The organism is Pseudomonas sp. St29 (genome assembly GCF_001547915.1).
In the GTDB taxonomy this organism is placed as follows: Bacteria; Pseudomonadota; Gammaproteobacteria; order Pseudomonadales; family Pseudomonadaceae; genus Aquipseudomonas.
Genome location: NZ_AP014628.1, coordinates 2,944,168 through 2,960,040, shown reverse-complemented (window position 1 = coordinate 2,960,040; position 15,873 = coordinate 2,944,168). Strand labels below are relative to the sequence as shown.

The 15,873-nt window shown below is 67.0% G+C and carries 14 protein-coding genes and 1 pseudogene; 3 read left to right on the top strand and 12 right to left on the bottom strand.

The window, feature by feature from the left end; genetic code table 11:
- The first annotated feature begins 5 nt into the window (after positions 1-5).
- Positions 6-773, top strand: coding sequence for an SDR family oxidoreductase (locus tag PST29_RS13460; protein WP_060838929.1), 768 nt, complete (start codon positions 6-8; stop codon positions 771-773).
- 231 nt (positions 774-1,004) lie between these two features.
- On the top strand, positions 1,005-2,114 hold the full coding sequence (locus PST29_RS13455) for a Gfo/Idh/MocA family protein (protein ID WP_060843356.1): 1,110 nt from the start codon (positions 1,005-1,007) through the stop codon (positions 2,112-2,114).
- A 436-nt stretch (positions 2,115-2,550) separates the two neighbouring features.
- On the opposite strand, the gene PST29_RS13450 is transcribed toward PST29_RS13455, so the two are convergent.
- The 11 genes from PST29_RS13450 to PST29_RS13400 form a co-directional block, all read right to left on the bottom strand.
- Positions 2,551-3,987: an FAD/NAD(P)-binding protein gene (locus PST29_RS13450; protein ID WP_060843355.1), complete on the bottom strand. Its 1,437-nt coding sequence runs from the start codon at positions 3,985-3,987 to the stop codon at positions 2,551-2,553.
- 13 nt (positions 3,988-4,000) lie between these two features.
- Positions 4,001-4,768, bottom strand: coding sequence for an ABC transporter ATP-binding protein (locus tag PST29_RS13445; protein ID WP_060838926.1), 768 nt, complete (start codon positions 4,766-4,768; stop codon positions 4,001-4,003).
- Positions 4,769-4,771: 3 nt separating this feature from the next.
- A complete protein-coding gene (locus PST29_RS13440) occupies positions 4,772-6,106 on the bottom strand; it encodes an ABC transporter substrate-binding protein (protein ID WP_060843354.1) in 1,335 nt (444 codons plus the stop codon).
- Positions 6,107-6,134: 28 nt separating this feature from the next.
- Complete coding sequence (locus tag PST29_RS13435) at positions 6,135-7,184, bottom strand: branched-chain amino acid ABC transporter permease (protein ID WP_060845115.1); 1,050 nt, start codon at positions 7,182-7,184, stop codon at positions 6,135-6,137.
- A gap of 4 nt (positions 7,185-7,188) precedes the next feature.
- On the bottom strand, positions 7,189-8,070 hold the full coding sequence (locus PST29_RS13430; RefSeq protein ID WP_060838924.1) for a branched-chain amino acid ABC transporter permease: 882 nt from the start codon (positions 8,068-8,070) through the stop codon (positions 7,189-7,191).
- The gene (locus PST29_RS13425; protein ID WP_060843353.1) at positions 8,070-8,846 is read right to left on the bottom strand and encodes an ABC transporter ATP-binding protein; all 777 of its coding nucleotides are present in this window, start codon (positions 8,844-8,846) and stop codon (positions 8,070-8,072) included. Before PST29_RS13425 ends, PST29_RS13430 begins: the two co-directional genes overlap by 1 nt.
- Positions 8,843-9,832 carry an AMP-binding protein gene (locus PST29_RS13420; RefSeq protein WP_060843352.1) on the bottom strand — a complete coding sequence of 330 codons (990 nt, stop codon included), beginning with the start codon at positions 9,830-9,832 and terminating at the stop codon, positions 8,843-8,845. Before PST29_RS13420 ends, PST29_RS13425 begins: the two co-directional genes overlap by 4 nt.
- Positions 9,833-10,365: 533 nt before the next feature.
- Positions 10,366-11,769 carry an LLM class flavin-dependent oxidoreductase gene (locus tag PST29_RS13415; RefSeq protein ID WP_060843351.1) on the bottom strand — a complete coding sequence of 468 codons (1,404 nt, stop codon included), beginning with the start codon at positions 11,767-11,769 and terminating at the stop codon, positions 10,366-10,368.
- Entirely contained in the window at positions 11,769-12,233 is a 465-nt protein-coding gene (locus PST29_RS13410; protein ID WP_060843350.1) for an acyl-CoA dehydrogenase, read from the bottom strand. The genes PST29_RS13415 and PST29_RS13410 overlap by 1 nt, the downstream gene beginning before the upstream one ends.
- 12 nt (positions 12,234-12,245) lie before the next feature.
- Positions 12,246-13,448 carry an SfnB family sulfur acquisition oxidoreductase gene (locus PST29_RS13405; protein WP_060843349.1) on the bottom strand — a complete coding sequence of 401 codons (1,203 nt, stop codon included), beginning with the start codon at positions 13,446-13,448 and terminating at the stop codon, positions 12,246-12,248.
- A gap of 201 nt (positions 13,449-13,649) precedes the next feature.
- Positions 13,650-14,213 (bottom strand): helix-turn-helix domain-containing protein, encoded by a 564-nt coding sequence (locus PST29_RS13400; protein ID WP_060843348.1) that lies wholly within the window; start codon positions 14,211-14,213, stop codon positions 13,650-13,652.
- Here PST29_RS13400 and PST29_RS13395 point away from each other — a divergent pair.
- Positions 14,208-15,222, top strand: a pseudogene (locus PST29_RS13395) (DMT family transporter). The gene PST29_RS13400 and the pseudogene PST29_RS13395 sit on opposite strands and share 6 nt — an antisense overlap.
- A gap of 145 nt (positions 15,223-15,367) precedes the next feature.
- On the opposite strand, the gene PST29_RS13390 reads toward PST29_RS13395, so the two are convergent.
- Positions 15,368-15,709: a hypothetical protein gene (locus PST29_RS13390; RefSeq protein ID WP_060838916.1), complete on the bottom strand. Its 342-nt coding sequence runs from the start codon at positions 15,707-15,709 to the stop codon at positions 15,368-15,370.
- Positions 15,710-15,873 lie beyond the last annotated feature (164 nt).

The following is a 15,873-nucleotide window of genomic DNA, read 5'->3' as shown; positions in this document are numbered from 1 at the left end:
AAACCATGTCCAAGACTCAGTTGTTCGACCTCGACGGCAAGATCGCTTTCGTTTCCGGCGCCAGCCGCGGCATCGGTGAGGCGATTGCCAAGTTGCTGGCCCAGCAAGGTGCCCATGTGATCGTGTCGAGCCGCAAGCTCGACGGTTGCCAGCACGTCGCCGACGCAATCATCGCCGCTGGCGGCAAGGCCACCGCGATCGCCTGCCACATCGGTGAAATGGAGCAGATCAGCCAGGTCTTCGCCGGCATCCGCGAACAGTTCGGGCGCCTGGACATCCTGGTCAACAACGCCGCCACCAACCCGCAGTTCTGCAACGTCCTGGACACGGACCTCGGGGCTTTCCAGAAGACCGTCGACGTCAACATCCGCGGCTACTTCTTCATGTCGGTGGAAGCCGGCAAGCTGATGCGCGAGAACGGCGGCGGCAGCATCATCAACGTGGCCTCGATCAACGGCATCTCGCCGGGGATCTTCCAGGGCATCTACTCGGTGACCAAGGCCGCGGTGATCAACATGACCAAGGTCTTCGCCAAGGAATGCGCGCCGTTCGGCATCCGCTGCAACGCCCTGCTGCCGGGCCTGACCGACACCAAGTTCGCCTCGGCGCTGGTGAAGAACGACGCCATCCTCAAGACCGCCCTGGCGCAGATCCCCCTCAAGCGCGTGGCCGACCCCAGCGAAATGGCCGGCGCGGTGCTGTACCTGGCCAGCGACGCCTCCAGCTACACCACCGGTGTTGCGCTGAACGTGGACGGCGGCTTCCTCTCCTGAGGCCTGCTTGCACCTCCAGACAGGCAGCCCCCGGGCTGCCTTTTTCTTGTCCTGCGGGCGCTGACTGGCCAACGAACAGCCACTTGAACCCGGCGCTCGCCTCACGACGCCTTTTGCCGGCCAGCCGGCGCCTGCAGGGCCGCCTCGAAATTTTAATTCCAGCAATTGCAATTAAAGAATATTTATTCCATAACTAGCACTCCCTAGAACAATAATTCTGCAGGAGCGGTTATGGACGAACTTGGCATTGGCTTGATCGGCACCGGCTTCATGGGCCGGGCCCACGCCCTGGCGTTTCGCAGCGTCGGCGCGGTGTTCGAACTGCCGGTGCGCCTGCACCTGGCCGCCCTGGCCGATGCCGATGCGCAGCGCGCCGAACACTGCGCCGGGGCCTGGGGCTTTGCCCGGGCCCACGGCGACTGGCAAGGCCTGATCGCCGATCCCCGGGTCAATCTGGTGGCCATCACCACCCCCAACCATTTGCACTTCCCCATGGCCATGGCGGCACTGGCGGCGGGCAAGGCGGTGTACTGCGAAAAACCCCTGGCGGTCAGCGTCGAACAGGCCCGGCAGATGCACCACGCGGCCCAGACCGCCGCAGTGGTGACCCGGGTCGGCTACAACTACCAGCACAACCCGATGATCGTCCTCGCCCGGCAACTGATCGGCCAGGGTGAGCTGGGGCAGTTGGTGAGCTTCCAGGGCGAGTTCAGCGAAGACTTCATGGCCGACCCGGATTCGCCCTGGTCCTGGCGTTGCGACCCGCAGCACGCCGGTGGCGCCCTGGCGGACCTGGGCAGCCACCTGCTGGCCATGGCGCGCTTTCTCATGGGGCCGGTGCAGGCGGTGTGCGCCGACACCCAGACCGTGCACCGGCAACGCCCTGTTCACAGCGCCAGCCAGCAACGTCGCGGCATAGAAGTCGACGATCAGGCCCACGCCCTGCTGCGCTTTGCCAATGGCGCCCGAGGCTGCGTGAGCAGCAGTTGGATCAAGCACGGCTACAAGAACCACCTGAGCTTCGAGATCAGCGGCACCCTGGGCACCCTGGCCTTCGACCAGGAACGGCTCAACGAACTGCGCCTGTACCGTGTCGGACAGAAAGGCTTCCAGCGCCTGCTGGCCGGGCCGGACCTGCCCGGCTACGCCGCCTTCAGCCCGGCCCCCGGGCATCAACTGGGCTACAACGAACTCAAGACCCTGGAGGTTCACGAACTGATCATGGCCCTGTGCGGCCAGGGCCGGGACGGCACGGATTTCGCCGAAGCCTGGGAAATTGAACGCCTGGCCGCGGCAATCCGCACCGCCGCCCAGGAACAGCGCTGGGTCCCCCTCCTGTAGCCGCTGCTGAGCCCGCGAAGCTGCGCAAAGGTCCGCAGGACCTTGCCTGACGATCGCCCGCCGATCTTCGCCGGCCTCAAGATCCCCGCGTCTCCTGCGGAGCCGTGCGCAGCCTGCGGCAGCGGCTACACCCCCCGATCGGCTTTGCCTGTAGCCGCTGCTGAGCCACGGCGAAGCTGCGCAAAGGTCCGCAGGACCTTGCCTGACGATCACCCGCCGATCTTGGCCGGCCCAAGATCCCCGCGTCTCCTGCGGAGCCGTTCGCAGCCTGCGGCAGCAGCTACCCCCCCCCGATCGGCAGTGCCTGTAGCCGCTACTGAGCCACGGCGAAGCTGCGAAAAGGTCCGCAGGACCTTGCTTGGCGGTCGCCCGTAGCACCCGCAGCAGCCTTTAGTGCGCCGCGGCCCTGCGGGCCGTTCGCAGCCTGCGGCAGCGGCTACAAGGGCAATGCGGCCAGGCGCGCGGCCAGGGCCTTGGCTTGCAGGGCGACGTCGGTGACCGCGGTGCTTTCCCACCACAGGCCGCGCAACGGCGGGCCCAGGGCAAACAGGCGCGCGGATGCATGGCCCCGGGCATCGTGCACGGCGCCGTCCGCCGTGGCGCTGATGCCCAGGGCCAGCGGACCGGGGGTGACCAGGCCGCGAGCCAGCAGTTGCTGCGGCAAGGGCCGCGCCACCCGGCGCCAGTCGTATTCGATGCCGCTGGAGTTGATCAGGGCATCGCCCGGTACGCGCACGCTGTCCGGGCTGCCGCGATAGCGCAGGCGGATCGCCAGGCGGCCGTCGGCGCCCGCCTCAAGCCCCTGGTAGCACGCGGCATGCACCCGCAACCGGCCTTGCTCCTGCAAGCGCGCCACCAGCGCCGCGCTCAAGGGCGGCGAGCGATGGTGATGGCTTTCCCACCAGGGCCGCACATGACGCACGAACTGGCGTTTCTGCGCCTCGCTGGCCTGGCTCCACAAGCGCCCGATATGGGCCCGCACCGTGTCCAGCGGCGCTTGCCAGTCGATGCCCCGGGCCTGCGCCGCCTGGCACTGGCGCCGCAGCGCCCGGAACAACTGCCGGGGGCTGCGCAGGCTCGGGTCGGCGGCGAGAAAATCCTCCCAGGCCGGCGGCTGGCGACGCACGTGCGGCAACAGCCCATGGCGGGAGAACACCTCGATCGGCCCGCGATGCCCGGCCTGCTCCAGGGACACCACGGCGTCGACCATGGTCAGCCCGGAGCCAATGATCAGCACCGTCGCCCGGGGATCGAGGCGGGCCATGGCGGCCACGTCCCAGGGGTCCAGCGCGGCGGCGTTGAGGCCGCTGGACCGGGTCTGTGGCGTGCGCGCCGCGGGGAACATGCCCGTGGCCAGCACCGCCCGCGCGCCCCGCAGTTGCCGGCCATCGGCCAGGGTCAGGAGCACGCCGTCAGGTTCGATTTCCAGGTCGACCGCTTCGCCCTGCACATGGCTCACCGAGGAGCCCTGCCCCCGGCCCTGCGCTTGCGCCTCGGCCAGCCGCTGCTGGACATAGACGCCAAACAGTCCGCGGGGCGGAAACAGTTCGCTGACCGGCACATGCTGGCGATCCGACTCGGGCCAGCCGCCCTCGGCAATGTGCCGGGTCAGCCACTGGGTCAGGTCATCGGCGTTGTCCGGGTCGACGCTCATGCGCGCGGCGTTGCCGTTCAGGGTGTGCCCCAGCTCCACGGCGCTGTAGGCCTCGCCACGCCCCAGTTCGTTGCGCGGCTCGATCACCAGGATCCGCCGCCGGCCCGGCCGGCGCAGCAATTGCGCGGCCAGCAAGGCGCCACTCAGGCCACCGCCGACAATCAGAATGTCCGCATCAGGGTCGGCCGGGATGGTCGGTGGGGTGTGGTTATGGCTCATGGCATGCTCGCGGTCAGTGTTTGCCCAGGTAGAAATCCTGCAGATCGCCCCGGGCCAGCAACTGCTCGGCGGTGCCGGACAGGGCCACCCGTCCGTTGTCCAGCAGGCAGGCGTGGGACGCGTACTTGAGCGCCAGATTAATGCTTTGCTCGGCGATCAGAAAACTCACCCCCGCCTCGCGATTGAGCTGGGCGACGATCTGAAAAATCTCCTGGACGATAATAGGCGCCAAGCCCATGGAAGGTTCGTCCAGCAGTACCAAAGTAGGATGGGTCATCAACGCCCGGCCGATGGCCAGCATCTGCTGCTCACCACCCGAGGTCAGGCCGGCACGCACCCGGCGCTTGGTCAGCAGCCGCGGAAACCAGTGATAGATGCGCTCCAGATCCTCGGCCAACTGCCGACGGCCGAGGCCGCGGACAAAGCCGCCGCTGCGCAGGTTGTCCTCCACGGTCAGCTGGCCGAACACGTGTCGCCCCTCCAGCACATGGACCATGCCCTGGCGCACTCGGCGACTGGGATCGACCCCGGCCAGGTCCTGCCCGGCGAAGCGGATGCTGCCCCGCCCCAGTTGGGCCCGCTCGGCCCGGCCCAGGCCGGAGATGGCCTTGAGGGTAGTGCTCTTGCCGGCGCCATTGGCCCCCAGCAAGGCGACGATCGCCCCCCGGGGCACGTCCAGGGACACCCCGGCCACCCCGAGGATGGCGCCGTCGTAGATCACCTCGATGTCCTGCACCTGCAACAGGTGCTCGGCCGCAGTGGCCGTGGCGCTGTGGCTCATGCTTCAGTCATCCCCGTTGCAGGTGCGTGGCGTCAGTTGCTTTTCCTTGGCGAAGGCCGCGGCCTTCTCGTCGATCAGCGGCCGCAGCAGCGCGCGGTCGGCGGCGATCCAGTCGCTGATCAGGGTCCAGTTGGCCCCGTCCCATTGCTGCACCCGGGCCGCGCCGCCGCCTTCGTGATCGCGGCACGACAGCTGGAGGTTCTGCATCAGCCCCAGGTAACCCATGTCCTTGAGCCGGGCGTCGTCGATGTTCAGGTGCTCCAGGCCCCAGCGCCCTTCTTCACCGTTGAGCGGGCGCTTGCCGAACTTGCCCTGGGCGGTGCGGATCGCCTCCACCGCCACCGCGGCGTTCACCAGCCCGGAGTTGTAGTACACGCTGCCGAAGTTCTTCAGGTCCTTGAGGTCGCTCTTGCCGGTATCGAGGATGTACTGCTTCAGGCGCTTGTGGATCTCGAAGTCGCTGCCCGCCGGGTAGGGTGTCAGCGCCAGGTAGCCCTTGGCGGCGACCCCGGCCGGCAGCACGTCCTCGCTGGAACTGGCCCAGATGTCGCCGATGATGTGATCCACCGGGAAGCCGAAGCGCGCCGCGGTCTTGACCGCCACCGGGGTCGACACGCCCCAGGTGCGCAGGAACACCCAGTCCGGGTTCTGCTGGCGGATCTGCCGCCATTGCGCCGATTGCTCGTTGCCCGGGTCGGCCACCGGGATCTGGATGTTCTCGAAGCCGTATTTTTCCGCCAGCAGCTTGAGCGGCCCGAGGGTTTCCCGGCCATAGGCGGAGTCGTGATAGACCGTGGCGATCTTCTTGCCCTTGAGCTTGTCGAACCCGCCCTCGCGCTGGGCGATGTAGTTCACCAGGGTCGAGGCCTCGCTGTAGAAGGTCAGCATCACCGGGAAGTTGTAGGGGAACACCGTGCCATCGGTGGCTTCGGTACGCCCGTAGCCCAGGGTAATGAGCGGGATCTTGTCCACCTCGGCTCGCTCGCTCAGGGCATAGGCCGCCGGCGCTCCGTTGGGCTGATAGACCGCCACCGGCGCGCCGTCCAGGCCCTTCTTGAAGCGCTCGTAGCACTCGATGCCCTTCTCCGCGGTCCATTCGGTCTCGCATTCCTGCCACACCAGCTTGACCCCGTTGATCCCGCCTTCCACCTGATTGATGTAGTTCAGGTAGTCGATCATCCCGGCCCACACCTGCACCCCGCTGGAGGCATAGGCCCCGACCCGGTAGGTGGCCAGGGGGAAGAACTGCTGGTCCGGCGCGGCCTGGGCCTGCGGGGTCAGCGCCGCGGACAGCAGCAAGGCCGCACTGGCCAGGGAAGCTTTCAAGGATGCACGCATGTTGTCTCTCTAGGTCTTGAGTGGAATTTCAGAAGCGCAGCGGCCAGTGCCGCAGGCGCTCGCGCAGGTTGCTCAGCAGGCGGATCAGGCCCTCGGGCTCCTTGATCAGGAACAGGATGATCAGCACGCCAAAGATGATTTTCTGCAGGTTCTGCAATTGCCCGGCGTCCACCGCCCCGCCCAGCAGCCACTGCCCGGCGTGGCTGAGGAAGATCGGCAGCAGGCTGATGAAGGCCGCGCCGACGAAGTTGCCGGCCACGCTGCCCATGCCGCCGATAATGATGATGAAGAGGATCTGGAACGACCGATTGATATCGAAGCTGCTGGCGCTGGCGGTGCCCAGGTAGGCGAAGGCCCACAGCGCCCCGGCGATGCCCAGGTAGAACGAGCTGACGGCAAAGGCCTGGCGCTTGTAGCGGGCCGCCGGGATGCCGATCACCGCGGCCGCGGTGTCCATGTCGCGGATCGCCATCCAGTTGCGCCCGACCTGGCTTTGCACCAGGTTCTGCGCCACCCGGGTCAGCAGCAGGACCACCACCAGGGTCAACAGGTAGCGCCCGGTCGGGGTATTGAGGTCATGCCCCCACAGGCTCAACTGCGGAGCCGAGATGGTGCCCGAGGAGCCGTAGTTGTAGAACCAGGGAAACTTGACGAACAGCCACTCCAGGAAGAACTGCGCCGCCAGGGTGGTGACCATCAGGTAGAAGCCCTTGATCCGCGAGCTGGGCAGGCCGAACAGCCAGCCCACCAGGGCACTGATCAGGCCACCGCCGAGCAGCGCCACGGGCAGCCCCAGCTCTGGCAGGCGCAGCACGAAGCCGTAGGTGGCAAAGGCTCCGACCGCCATGAAGCCGGCGGCGCCCACCGAGGTCTGGCCGGTGTAGCCGGTCAGCAGGTTGAGCCCGAGCCCGGCCAGGGACAGCACCAGGAAGGGAATCAGGATCGCGTTGAGCCAATAGTCGTTGGCAACCAGGGGCACCACGCCGCAGGTCAACAGCAACAGGCCGCTCAGGCCCAGGGGCAGACGGCGCTGGACCAGCAGCAGCGGCGCGGTTTGCCGGGTCAGGGGAATGGACATCAATTCACACTCGCTCGATGGCCCGCTCGCCGAACAGGCCGGCGGGACGGATGTAGAGGAAGGCCAGGGCCAGGACATAGGCGAACCAGGGGGTGATGCCGCCGCCGATCAGCGGGCCGATATAGACCTCCGCCAGATTCTCGGCGGCACCGACAATCAGGCCCCCGGCAATCGCCCCGCCGATGGAGGTGAAGCCGCCGATGATCAGCACCGGCAGCGCCTTGAGCACCACCAGCGACAGCGAGAACTGCACCCCCTGGCGCGCGCCCCAGAGCAGCCCGGCCACCAGCCCCACGACCCCGGCCACGGCCCAGACGATCTGCCAGATGCGGTTGAGGTTGATGCCGATGGACAGTGCCGCCGTGGTGTCGTCGGCCACCGCCCGCAGGGAGATGCCGATGCGGGTCTTGTTGAACAGCAGTGCCAGCACCGTCACCAGCACCAGGGCGGCCGCGGCGGCGATCAGGTCGAACTGGCTGACCATCAGCGGCCCGAGGAACAGCGGCACGTCGTCGATGCCCAGGTCCAGGGCGCGCACCTGGGAGCCCATCAGTCCCTGGGCCAGGCCCTCGATGATGAACGACAGGCCCAGGGTGGCCATGAACAGGGTGATCTGCGAGCGATTGACCAGGGGCCGCAGCACCAGGCGCTCGATCAGCCAGGCACCGATGATCATCACCAGCACCGTCAGCAGCAGCGCCAGGGCGAAGGGCACACCCTGGTCGTGCAGGCTGACGAAGGTCAGGGCGGCGAACAGCAGCATCGCGCCCTGGGCGAAATTGAACACGCCGCTGGCCTTGTAGATCAGCACGAAGCCGATGGCCACCAGGGAGTACAGGGTCCCGGCCAGCAGGCCGCCGAGCAGGGTTTCGAGGAAGAAGTTCATCAGTGCACCACCCCCAGGTAGGCGGCGATCACGTCGGGATTGGCCTGGACCTCGGCCGGCGTGCCATCGCCCACCTTGCGCCCGTAGTCCAGGACCACCACGTGGTGGCACAGCTCCATGACCACCCCCATGTCGTGCTCGATCAACACCACGGTGGTGCCCAGGTCACGATTGATGTCAGCGATGAAGCCGGCCATTTCCTGCTTTTCCTCGGCGTTCATGCCCGCCAGGGGTTCGTCCAGCAACAGCAGGCTGGGCCCGGCGATCAGCGCCCGCCCCAGCTCCACGCGCTTTTGCAGGCCGTAGGACAGGTTGCCCACCGGGACATCCCGCAGTGCCTGCAAATCGAGAAACTGCAGGATGCCCTGGGCCAGTTGGCGGAAGGTCGCGGCCTCGCGCCGGGCCCGGGGCAAGCCCAGGGCCTGCTCGATCAGGTAGGTGCGCGAATGCCGCGACAGGCCGGTGAGCAGGTTGTCGATCACGCTCATCTTCTTGAACAGCGCATTGTTCTGGAACGTCCGGCCAATGCCACGGCGAGCGGCGCTCAGCGGGTCGATGCGCGAATAGCTCTGGCGGTCGAAGACAATCGCCCCGCTGTCGAAGCGATAGATCCCGTTGAGCAGGTTGAGCAACGAGCTCTTGCCGGCGCCGTTGGGTCCGATCAGGCCGCAGATTTCGCCACGGCGCACGTCGAACGACAGCTGGTTGATGGCCTTGACCCCCTTGAACGACAGGGACACGGCGCGCACTTGCAGGATGGGTTCGCTGGGGCTCATGCAATGTTCCGTTTGAATTCGGCGATCCAGGCCGGGGTTGAGGGGTGAGCATGCGACGGCGCCGGCTGCCAGATGAACTGCAAGCGGGCAAAGCCCAGCAACCGGCGCACCCGTTGCTTGAGCAGCCGGGGCAGTGGCCGGCGAGGATGGGCAATGACCCACTCGCACAGGCGCCGGCGCCAGCTGCCGGGAGGCGCCAGGCGGCTTTCGATTTCGTCCGCCAGCTGCTGCAGGCGCGGCGGCGACAGCAGCAGGCCGCTGGGCACCACGTCGCGGCGGTCGCGACTGGCGGATGCCGCGGTTTCGGGGAAGGCCAGGCTGTGGCCGCTGTTTAGCCAGTGCTCCAGCAACACCTGCAGACCCGCCGCCCATTGCGTGCCCTCTTCGCTCCACAGTTGCTCGGCAGTGGCCGGATGGCGCCAATAGAGCTGGCGCTGGGGCGCTTCGCTGGGGCCGAGCAAGTCGGCAAAGCACAGCAGCGGCTGGCGCACACCGGCGGGCAGGCGCGGCAAGGCTTGCCCGGCGATCAAAAGCCCCGGGGCCGGGCCCTGGTCCCCGGCGGCCACCCAGGCCAGGACCTGGCGCCGCGAGTGGACGAAGGCGTGGCTCGGCTGCAGGCGCCAAAGCGCCTGGCGCAGGGCCTCGGGCGCCAGCTCCGGGTCGAGGCTGAGCACTTCGGCGCCCAGGCTCCGGGCAGCCAGGGCCAGCAGCAACAGGTCCGGCTCGAACGGCCCGCTCAGGGCCAGCCGGGACTGCGAGTCGAGGCCTTGCTGGCGCAGGCCGTCGGCCAGACGCTCGACATCGCGCAGGGCATCGATCCAGCGCCAGGCGTACCAATGGCCGTGGCGCTTGTGGCGCAGGGCATTGTCCAACGGCCGGGCCTGGGCCCAGTGCCGCAACTGTTCCAGGGCACCGCTCAACTGCAAGCGGTCCTCGGGGGCTGGCGCATCCGTGGTGGGCGGACGCTTGAGTTCATGCACGCTCATGAATTGACCTCGACAACTTGGCAAACGCGTGCGGTGGTCCGCTGGCTGGAAATAAACGGGGCTGGCCCTAGGACGCAGGTCGTGCGGGCCTCTTCGCTGGCAAGCCAGCTCCTACCGGAATTGGACGGCTCCCTGGTAGGAGCCGGCTTGCCGGCGAAGGCGTTGCTGAATCCGGCGCCTGTCGTGCGGGCCTCTTCGCTGGCAAGCCAGCTCCTACCGGAATTGGGCGGCTCCCTGGTATGAGCCGGCTTGCCGGCGAAGGCGTTGCTGAATCCGGCGCCTGTCTTGCGGGCCCTTTCGCTGGCAAGCCAGCTCCTACCGGAATTGGACGGCTCCCTGGTAGGAGCCGGCTTGCCGGCGAAGGCGTTGCTGAATCCGACGCCTGTCTTGCGGGCCCTTTCGCTGGCAAGCCAGCTCCTACCGGAATTGGGCGGCTCCCTGGTAGGAGCCGGCTTGCCGGCGAAGGCGTTGCTGAATCCGACGCCTGTCTTGCGGGCCCTTTCGCTGGCGAGCCAGCTCCTACAGGGGTTGGGTCAGGCGCGGGCGCGTTGCGCGGGTGTTTGGCGTTGCCCGCCCAGGTTGCGCCAGGCGTTGCCCCGGTGGCTTTCGGGCAGGCGCGGGCCGGCGCCGAAGAGTTTTTCCCGCAGGGTGCCGGGGGCGTATTCGGTCTTGTACACCCCGCGTTTCTGCAGTTCCGGAACCAGCAGCTCAACCGCGTCGATAAAGGTTTCGTGAGTCAGGGCGTAGGCCAGGTTGAAGCCGTCGACATCCGTCTCTTCGACCCACTCCTGGAGCAGGTCGGCCACGGTTTCCGGGCTGCCGACGAACAATGGGCCAAAGCCGCCGATGCCGACCCAGTCGGCCAGTTCGTGGGGGGTCCAGACCTTGTTCGGGTCCGCCGTGGAGAAGGCCTCCACCGCCGACTGGATGGCATTGGTGTGCACGTGTTTGAGGGGCTCGTCGGGCTTGAAGCGGCTGAAGTCGATGCCGGTCCAGCCGGAAATCAGCGCCATGGCGCCCTCATAGCTGACCCAGGACTTGTATTCCTCGAACTTGGCCTTGGCCAGGGCATCGGTCTCGCCGAGGATCACCGTCTGCAGGTTGAAGATCAGGATCTTCGACGGGTCGCGCCCGGCTTCAGCCGCGCGGCGGCGGATGTCGGCCACGGTCTTTTTCAGCAGCACCTTGGACGGCGCGGCAACGAACACGCATTCGGCGTGCTCGGCGGCGAACTGCTTGCCGCGGCTGGACGCCCCGGCCTGGTAGAGCACCGGGGTGCGCTGCGGCGACGGCTCGCACAGGTGGATGCCCGGCACCTGGAAGTGTTTGCCGACGTGGCGGATCTCGTGGATCTTGCTCGGGTCGCTGAAGATCCGCCGCTCGCGGTCACGCAACACCGCGCCCTCCTCCCAACTGCCTTCCCAGAGCTTGTAGCAGACCTCCAGGTATTCCTCGGCGTAGTCGTAGCGGGCGTCGTGTTCGGTCTGGGCCTGCTGGCCGATGTTCTTCGCTCCGCTCTCCAGGTAGGAGGTGACGATGTTCCAGCCGGCACGGCCCTTCGTCAGGTGATCCAGGGTCGAAAGGCGCCGGGCAAAGGGGTACGGATGCTCGAACGACAGCGAGGCGGTGAGGCCGAAGCCCAGGTGCTCGGTGACCAGGGCCATGGGCGGGATCAGTTGCAGCGGATCATTGACCGGCACCTGGGCCGCCTGGCGGATCGCCGCCTCGCCATTGCCGTTGTAGACGTCGTAGATGCCCAGCACATCGGCGATGAACAGCCCGTCGAACTTGCCCTTTTCGAGGATCCTGGCCAGGTCGGTCCAGTACTCCAGGTCCTTGTACTGCCAGGAGCGGTCCCGGGGGTGGGCCCAGAGTCCCGGCGACTGGTGTCCGACGCAGTTCATGTCGAAGGCATTGAGGCGGATTTCACGGGACATCACACAGCACTCCTGAAACCTTGGGGCAGCACGCCGTTGAGGCGGTAGTTGCCGACCAATTGATACTTCCAGCGCAACGGGTCATGCAGGGCCGGGGGCTGGGGGCTGCGCTGGCCGGTGAGTTCGAACTCGGCGTTGCCCGCCGCCAGCAGGGCTTCGCCGGCGGCAATCGCCGCCTCGGCCAGGGCGACGGTGACTTCGGCCGGTTCCTGGCCTTGTTGCAGGCGCTGCCGGGCCCGCTCATGCAGGGCCGCGGCCACCTCGATGCGGATCTGCAGGTCGCCGAAGCGGCTGATGACATAGGGGTCGTCACTGGCCTTGCTCAGGCCGCTGCCGGACCAGGGCCGGGCCTGCTGGCGAACGAATTCCAGGGTCCGCTGCAACAGGTCGCGGGCCCGTTGCAGCTGCTCGCCGCTGGCGGCCAGGGCAGCCTGGGGGCTGTCGGGTTGGGTCAATGCGTTCATGGCGGTGTCCTTTCAGTTCCAGGCGTGACGGGGCGGCTTGACGCCGTTGAGCAGGAAGTTGCCGATCAGGTGGTATTTCCAGCGCGCCGGATCGTGCAGGGTGTGGGTGCGGGCGTTGCGCCAGTGGCGGTCGAGGTTGTACTTGGCCGACACCGAGCGGGTGCCGGCCAGCTCGAACAGTTTGCTGGCGGCGAGCAAGGCGTTTTCCGCCGACAGCACCTTGGCCTGGGCCACCACCAGGGAGGCCTGGGCGACGCTGTCTTCGCTGGGGCTGGCCAGGGCCTGATCAACCGCCTCGGCGGCCTTGACCAGGATCGCCTCGGTGCCGTGCACCCGCCATTCCAGGTCGCCGATGGCGGCGATGGTGAACGGGTCCTGCCAGCCGTGATCCAGGCCGCTGTCGATCCACGGCCGCGATTGCCGGGCGTAATGCTTGGCGTCTTCCAGGGCGGCGACGGCGATGCCGGTGTCCACCGCGGCCTGGATGATCTGCGAGATCGGGCCGTCGGCGGTGGGTTGGTCGAAGGCCCGGTGGGCCGGGATCACCGCGCTGCGCGGCACCTGCACCGCCTTGAGGCTGACCCCGCCGCTGGCGGTGGTGCGCTGGCCGAAGCCGTCCCAGCTGTCGATCACCGTGAGGCCGGGGTTGTCGCGCTCGATAAAGGCAATGTGCGCCTGGTTGTGCTCGTCCACCGCCACCGTCGGCACGATGTGGGCGAACAAGGCGCCGGTGCAGTAGAACTTCTCGCCGTCGATCTGCGCCTGCTCGCCGCTGAAGCGGATCCGGGTTTCAAAAGCGCCGACATGCTTGCTGCCGGCTTCGGAAAAGGCATTGCCGAAACGGTAGCCCTGCAACACCTTGGCGAAGTAGTGCTGCTTCTGCTCTTCGCTGGCGGTCTGCAACAGGATGTCCACCACCCCGAGGTGGTTCTGCGGCAGCTGGCCCAGGGACGGATCGGCGGCGGAGATGATCTTGATCACTTCGGTCAAGGTCACATAGGACACCCCGGCGCCGCCGTAGGCCCGGGGAATGGTGATGCCCCACAGGCCGCTGGCGGAGAACTGGTCCAGCTCGGCCCGCGGCAGGCGCCGTTCGCGGTCGCGCACCGCGGCCTCCACGGCAAAGCGCTGGGCCAGGTCCCGGGCGATACTGATGGCCTCGGCATCGCTGCGGATCAGGTGGGCATTGGGTAAGGGTTGGGCTGGGGCTGTCATGGGCCGACTCCACGTCCTGAAGATCAAGATGAACACCGCTCGGGCGCTCGCTATCAGGACAATTGCAGGAGTCGTGCCTAAATATAAAAACCTTTTATTTCAATGACTTGATGACGATTCCGAAGAAAAGGCATCAACTGAAAACAGGCAAAATGTCCAACCGCTGTTGGCTGGCCAACAGTGGCCGGCACGCCAGGGCGATCAGTACACCACGTTGCGCACGAAGCGCGTGGCCAGGGGGCCGTCGTTGCGATAGCCGTGGGGCACGTGACTGGCGAACATAAAGAAATCACCGCTTTCCAGGCGCCGCTCGGCGTCGCCGAAGAACAGCGTCAGGCAGCCTTGGAAGACATAGATCTGCTCGCTCCAGCCGACGGTGTCGCACTCGGAGTGATAGACCTCGCCGGGCTCCAGCTGCCACTCCCAGAGTTCCACTTCACGGCTGGCCTCGGCCTTGGCCAGGAGCAGCGCCTTGCTCCCGGGGATGACACCGGCCCAGGCCAGCTCGTTGATGCGACTCGGGTCCCGGGAATCCGGGGCCTGGATCAGGTCGCTGAACGCCACGTTCAAGGCCTCGGCGACCCGGTCCAGGGTGCCGAGACTGACGTTCTTCTCCCCGGCCTCGATGGCCACCAGCATCCGCCGGCTGACGGCGGATTTTTCTGCCAGGGCGCTCTGGCTCAGGCCTGCGGCATGGCGCAGGCGTCGCACGTTGAGGCTGACATGTTGCAGGACCGAAGCCCGTTGGACGTTATCTTTGTGCACTATATTGCTCGCTCTCCGGGCCTGCGCAGTATACTGCCCAGCTTCCGGCGCATTGTGCGTCCCCCCTCAGGTAGCACGCAAGGCCATGACTTCAACGCCCTCCCGCGCAATGCGCTTCCCACTCAGCAGGGCCGAAGCGGTGCTGGTGCTGATCACCATGATCTGGGGCGGCACCTTCCTGCTGGTGCAGCACGCCATGAGCGTCAGCGGACCGATGTTTTTCGTCGGCCTGCGCTTCGCCGCGGCGGCGTGCATCGTCGCCCTGTTTTCACTGCGCCACCTGCGCGGGCTGACCCTGTTCGAACTGCGCGCCGGGACTTTCATCGGCACCGCCATCATGCTCGGCTACGGCCTGCAGACGGTGGGCCTGCAAAGCATTCCCAGCAGCCAGTCAGCATTTATCACGGCCCTGTATGTGCCCTTCGTGCCGCTGCTGCAGTGGCTGTTCATGGGCAAGCGCCCGGGGTTGCTGCCGAGCCTGGGCATCATGCTGGCCTTTACCGGCCTGATGCTGCTGTCCGGCCCCAATGGCGCATCGCTGGACTTCAGCCCCGGGGAGATCGCCACCCTGATCAGCACCGTGGCGATTGCCGCGGAAATCATCCTAATCAGCAGCTTCGCCGGGCGGGTGGATGTGCGCCGGGTGACGGTGGTGCAACTGGCGGTCACCTCGCTACTGGCCTTTGCCATGGTGCTACCGACCGGCGAGGCACTGCCGGAGTTTTCCTGGCTGCTGCTGGCCAGCGCCCTGGGGCTGGGAGCGGCCAGCGCGGCGATCCAGGTGGCGATGAACTGGGCGCAGAAAAGCGTCTCGCCGACCCGCGCCACCCTGATCTATGCCGGTGAGCCGGTGTGGGCCGGGATTGTCGGGCGGATCGCCGGGGAACGTTTGCCGGGGCTGGCGCTGCTGGGGGGCGCCTTGATCGTGCTGGCGGTGATCATCAGCGAATGGAAGCCCAAGGGCCGGGCCACGCCGGCATTGACCGACCAGACAGCGGACGGTGTGTAGGAGACGGCTTGCCGGCGAAAACGGTCTTGCGGGCCTCTTCGCTGGCAAGCCAGCGCCTACGATTGGCAGGGATATCGCAGGGACATGTAGGAGCCGGCTGCCGGCGAAAGCGATCCGGCAGGTTCCCTCGCTGGCAATCCAGCGCCTAGAACACGGGGTCGCCGGGGGCGTAAAGCCAGGTCGGGGCGGTCAGCGAACCCCGGTGCTTGGGCTCAAGCCGTACCGGGTCATGCTCGGGCGTACCGTGGAAGTAGAAATAGGCGTGGTAGAGCGCATGACCCTCGGCCAGCGCGCGGTCGAAGTAAAGCACCGTGCCCGGCGGCAGCCGGTAGCTGGACTCATCGCCCAACGGCCCTTCGATGATCAGCGCCTGGCGGGTCTGGAGCATGTCGGGACGCTGGAGATAATGCTCCAGGCCAATGCCCAGCGCCGCGCCGAAGGCGGTGAACAGTAAAGCGAAACATCCGCGTCGAATCATCCGACCCATGGTCGTTCCTTGTATGAGGTGCACCGTTATCCATCCTTGCTGCAGGTTGACCTGGGCAGGGCGTTGGCCTTGCAGCACCCGGTGAGCGGGCACATCCGGCATTTGTCTCCTACCTTTGAAAGCGCATGTAACATTTCTTAGGGGGGCCGAGCCGCCCATGGCGG

What these genes read in the sequence shown, in the direction of transcription:
- PST29_RS13460 (WP_060838929.1), top strand. Translation starts at nt 6, where the DNA reads ATGTCCAAGACTCAGTTGTTCGACCTCGACGGCAAGATCGCTTTCGTT.
- PST29_RS13455 (WP_060843356.1), top strand. Translation starts at nt 1,005, where the DNA reads ATGGACGAACTTGGCATTGGCTTGATCGGCACCGGCTTCATGGGCCGG.
- PST29_RS13450 (WP_060843355.1), bottom strand. Translation starts at nt 3,987, where the DNA reads ATGAGCCATAACCACACCCCACCGACCATCCCGGCCGACCCTGATGCG.
- PST29_RS13445 (WP_060838926.1), bottom strand. Translation starts at nt 4,768, where the DNA reads ATGAGCCACAGCGCCACGGCCACTGCGGCCGAGCACCTGTTGCAGGTG.
- PST29_RS13440 (WP_060843354.1), bottom strand. Translation starts at nt 6,106, where the DNA reads ATGCGTGCATCCTTGAAAGCTTCCCTGGCCAGTGCGGCCTTGCTGCTG.
- PST29_RS13435 (WP_060845115.1), bottom strand. Translation starts at nt 7,184, where the DNA reads ATGTCCATTCCCCTGACCCGGCAAACCGCGCCGCTGCTGCTGGTCCAG.
- PST29_RS13430 (WP_060838924.1), bottom strand. Translation starts at nt 8,070, where the DNA reads ATGAACTTCTTCCTCGAAACCCTGCTCGGCGGCCTGCTGGCCGGGACC.
- PST29_RS13425 (WP_060843353.1), bottom strand. Translation starts at nt 8,846, where the DNA reads ATGAGCCCCAGCGAACCCATCCTGCAAGTGCGCGCCGTGTCCCTGTCG.
- PST29_RS13420 (WP_060843352.1), bottom strand. Translation starts at nt 9,832, where the DNA reads ATGAGCGTGCATGAACTCAAGCGTCCGCCCACCACGGATGCGCCAGCC.
- PST29_RS13415 (WP_060843351.1), bottom strand. Translation starts at nt 11,769, where the DNA reads ATGTCCCGTGAAATCCGCCTCAATGCCTTCGACATGAACTGCGTCGGA.
- PST29_RS13410 (WP_060843350.1), bottom strand. Translation starts at nt 12,233, where the DNA reads ATGAACGCATTGACCCAACCCGACAGCCCCCAGGCTGCCCTGGCCGCC.
- PST29_RS13405 (WP_060843349.1), bottom strand. Translation starts at nt 13,448, where the DNA reads ATGACAGCCCCAGCCCAACCCTTACCCAATGCCCACCTGATCCGCAGC.
- PST29_RS13390 (WP_060838916.1), bottom strand. Translation starts at nt 15,709, where the DNA reads ATGGGTCGGATGATTCGACGCGGATGTTTCGCTTTACTGTTCACCGCC.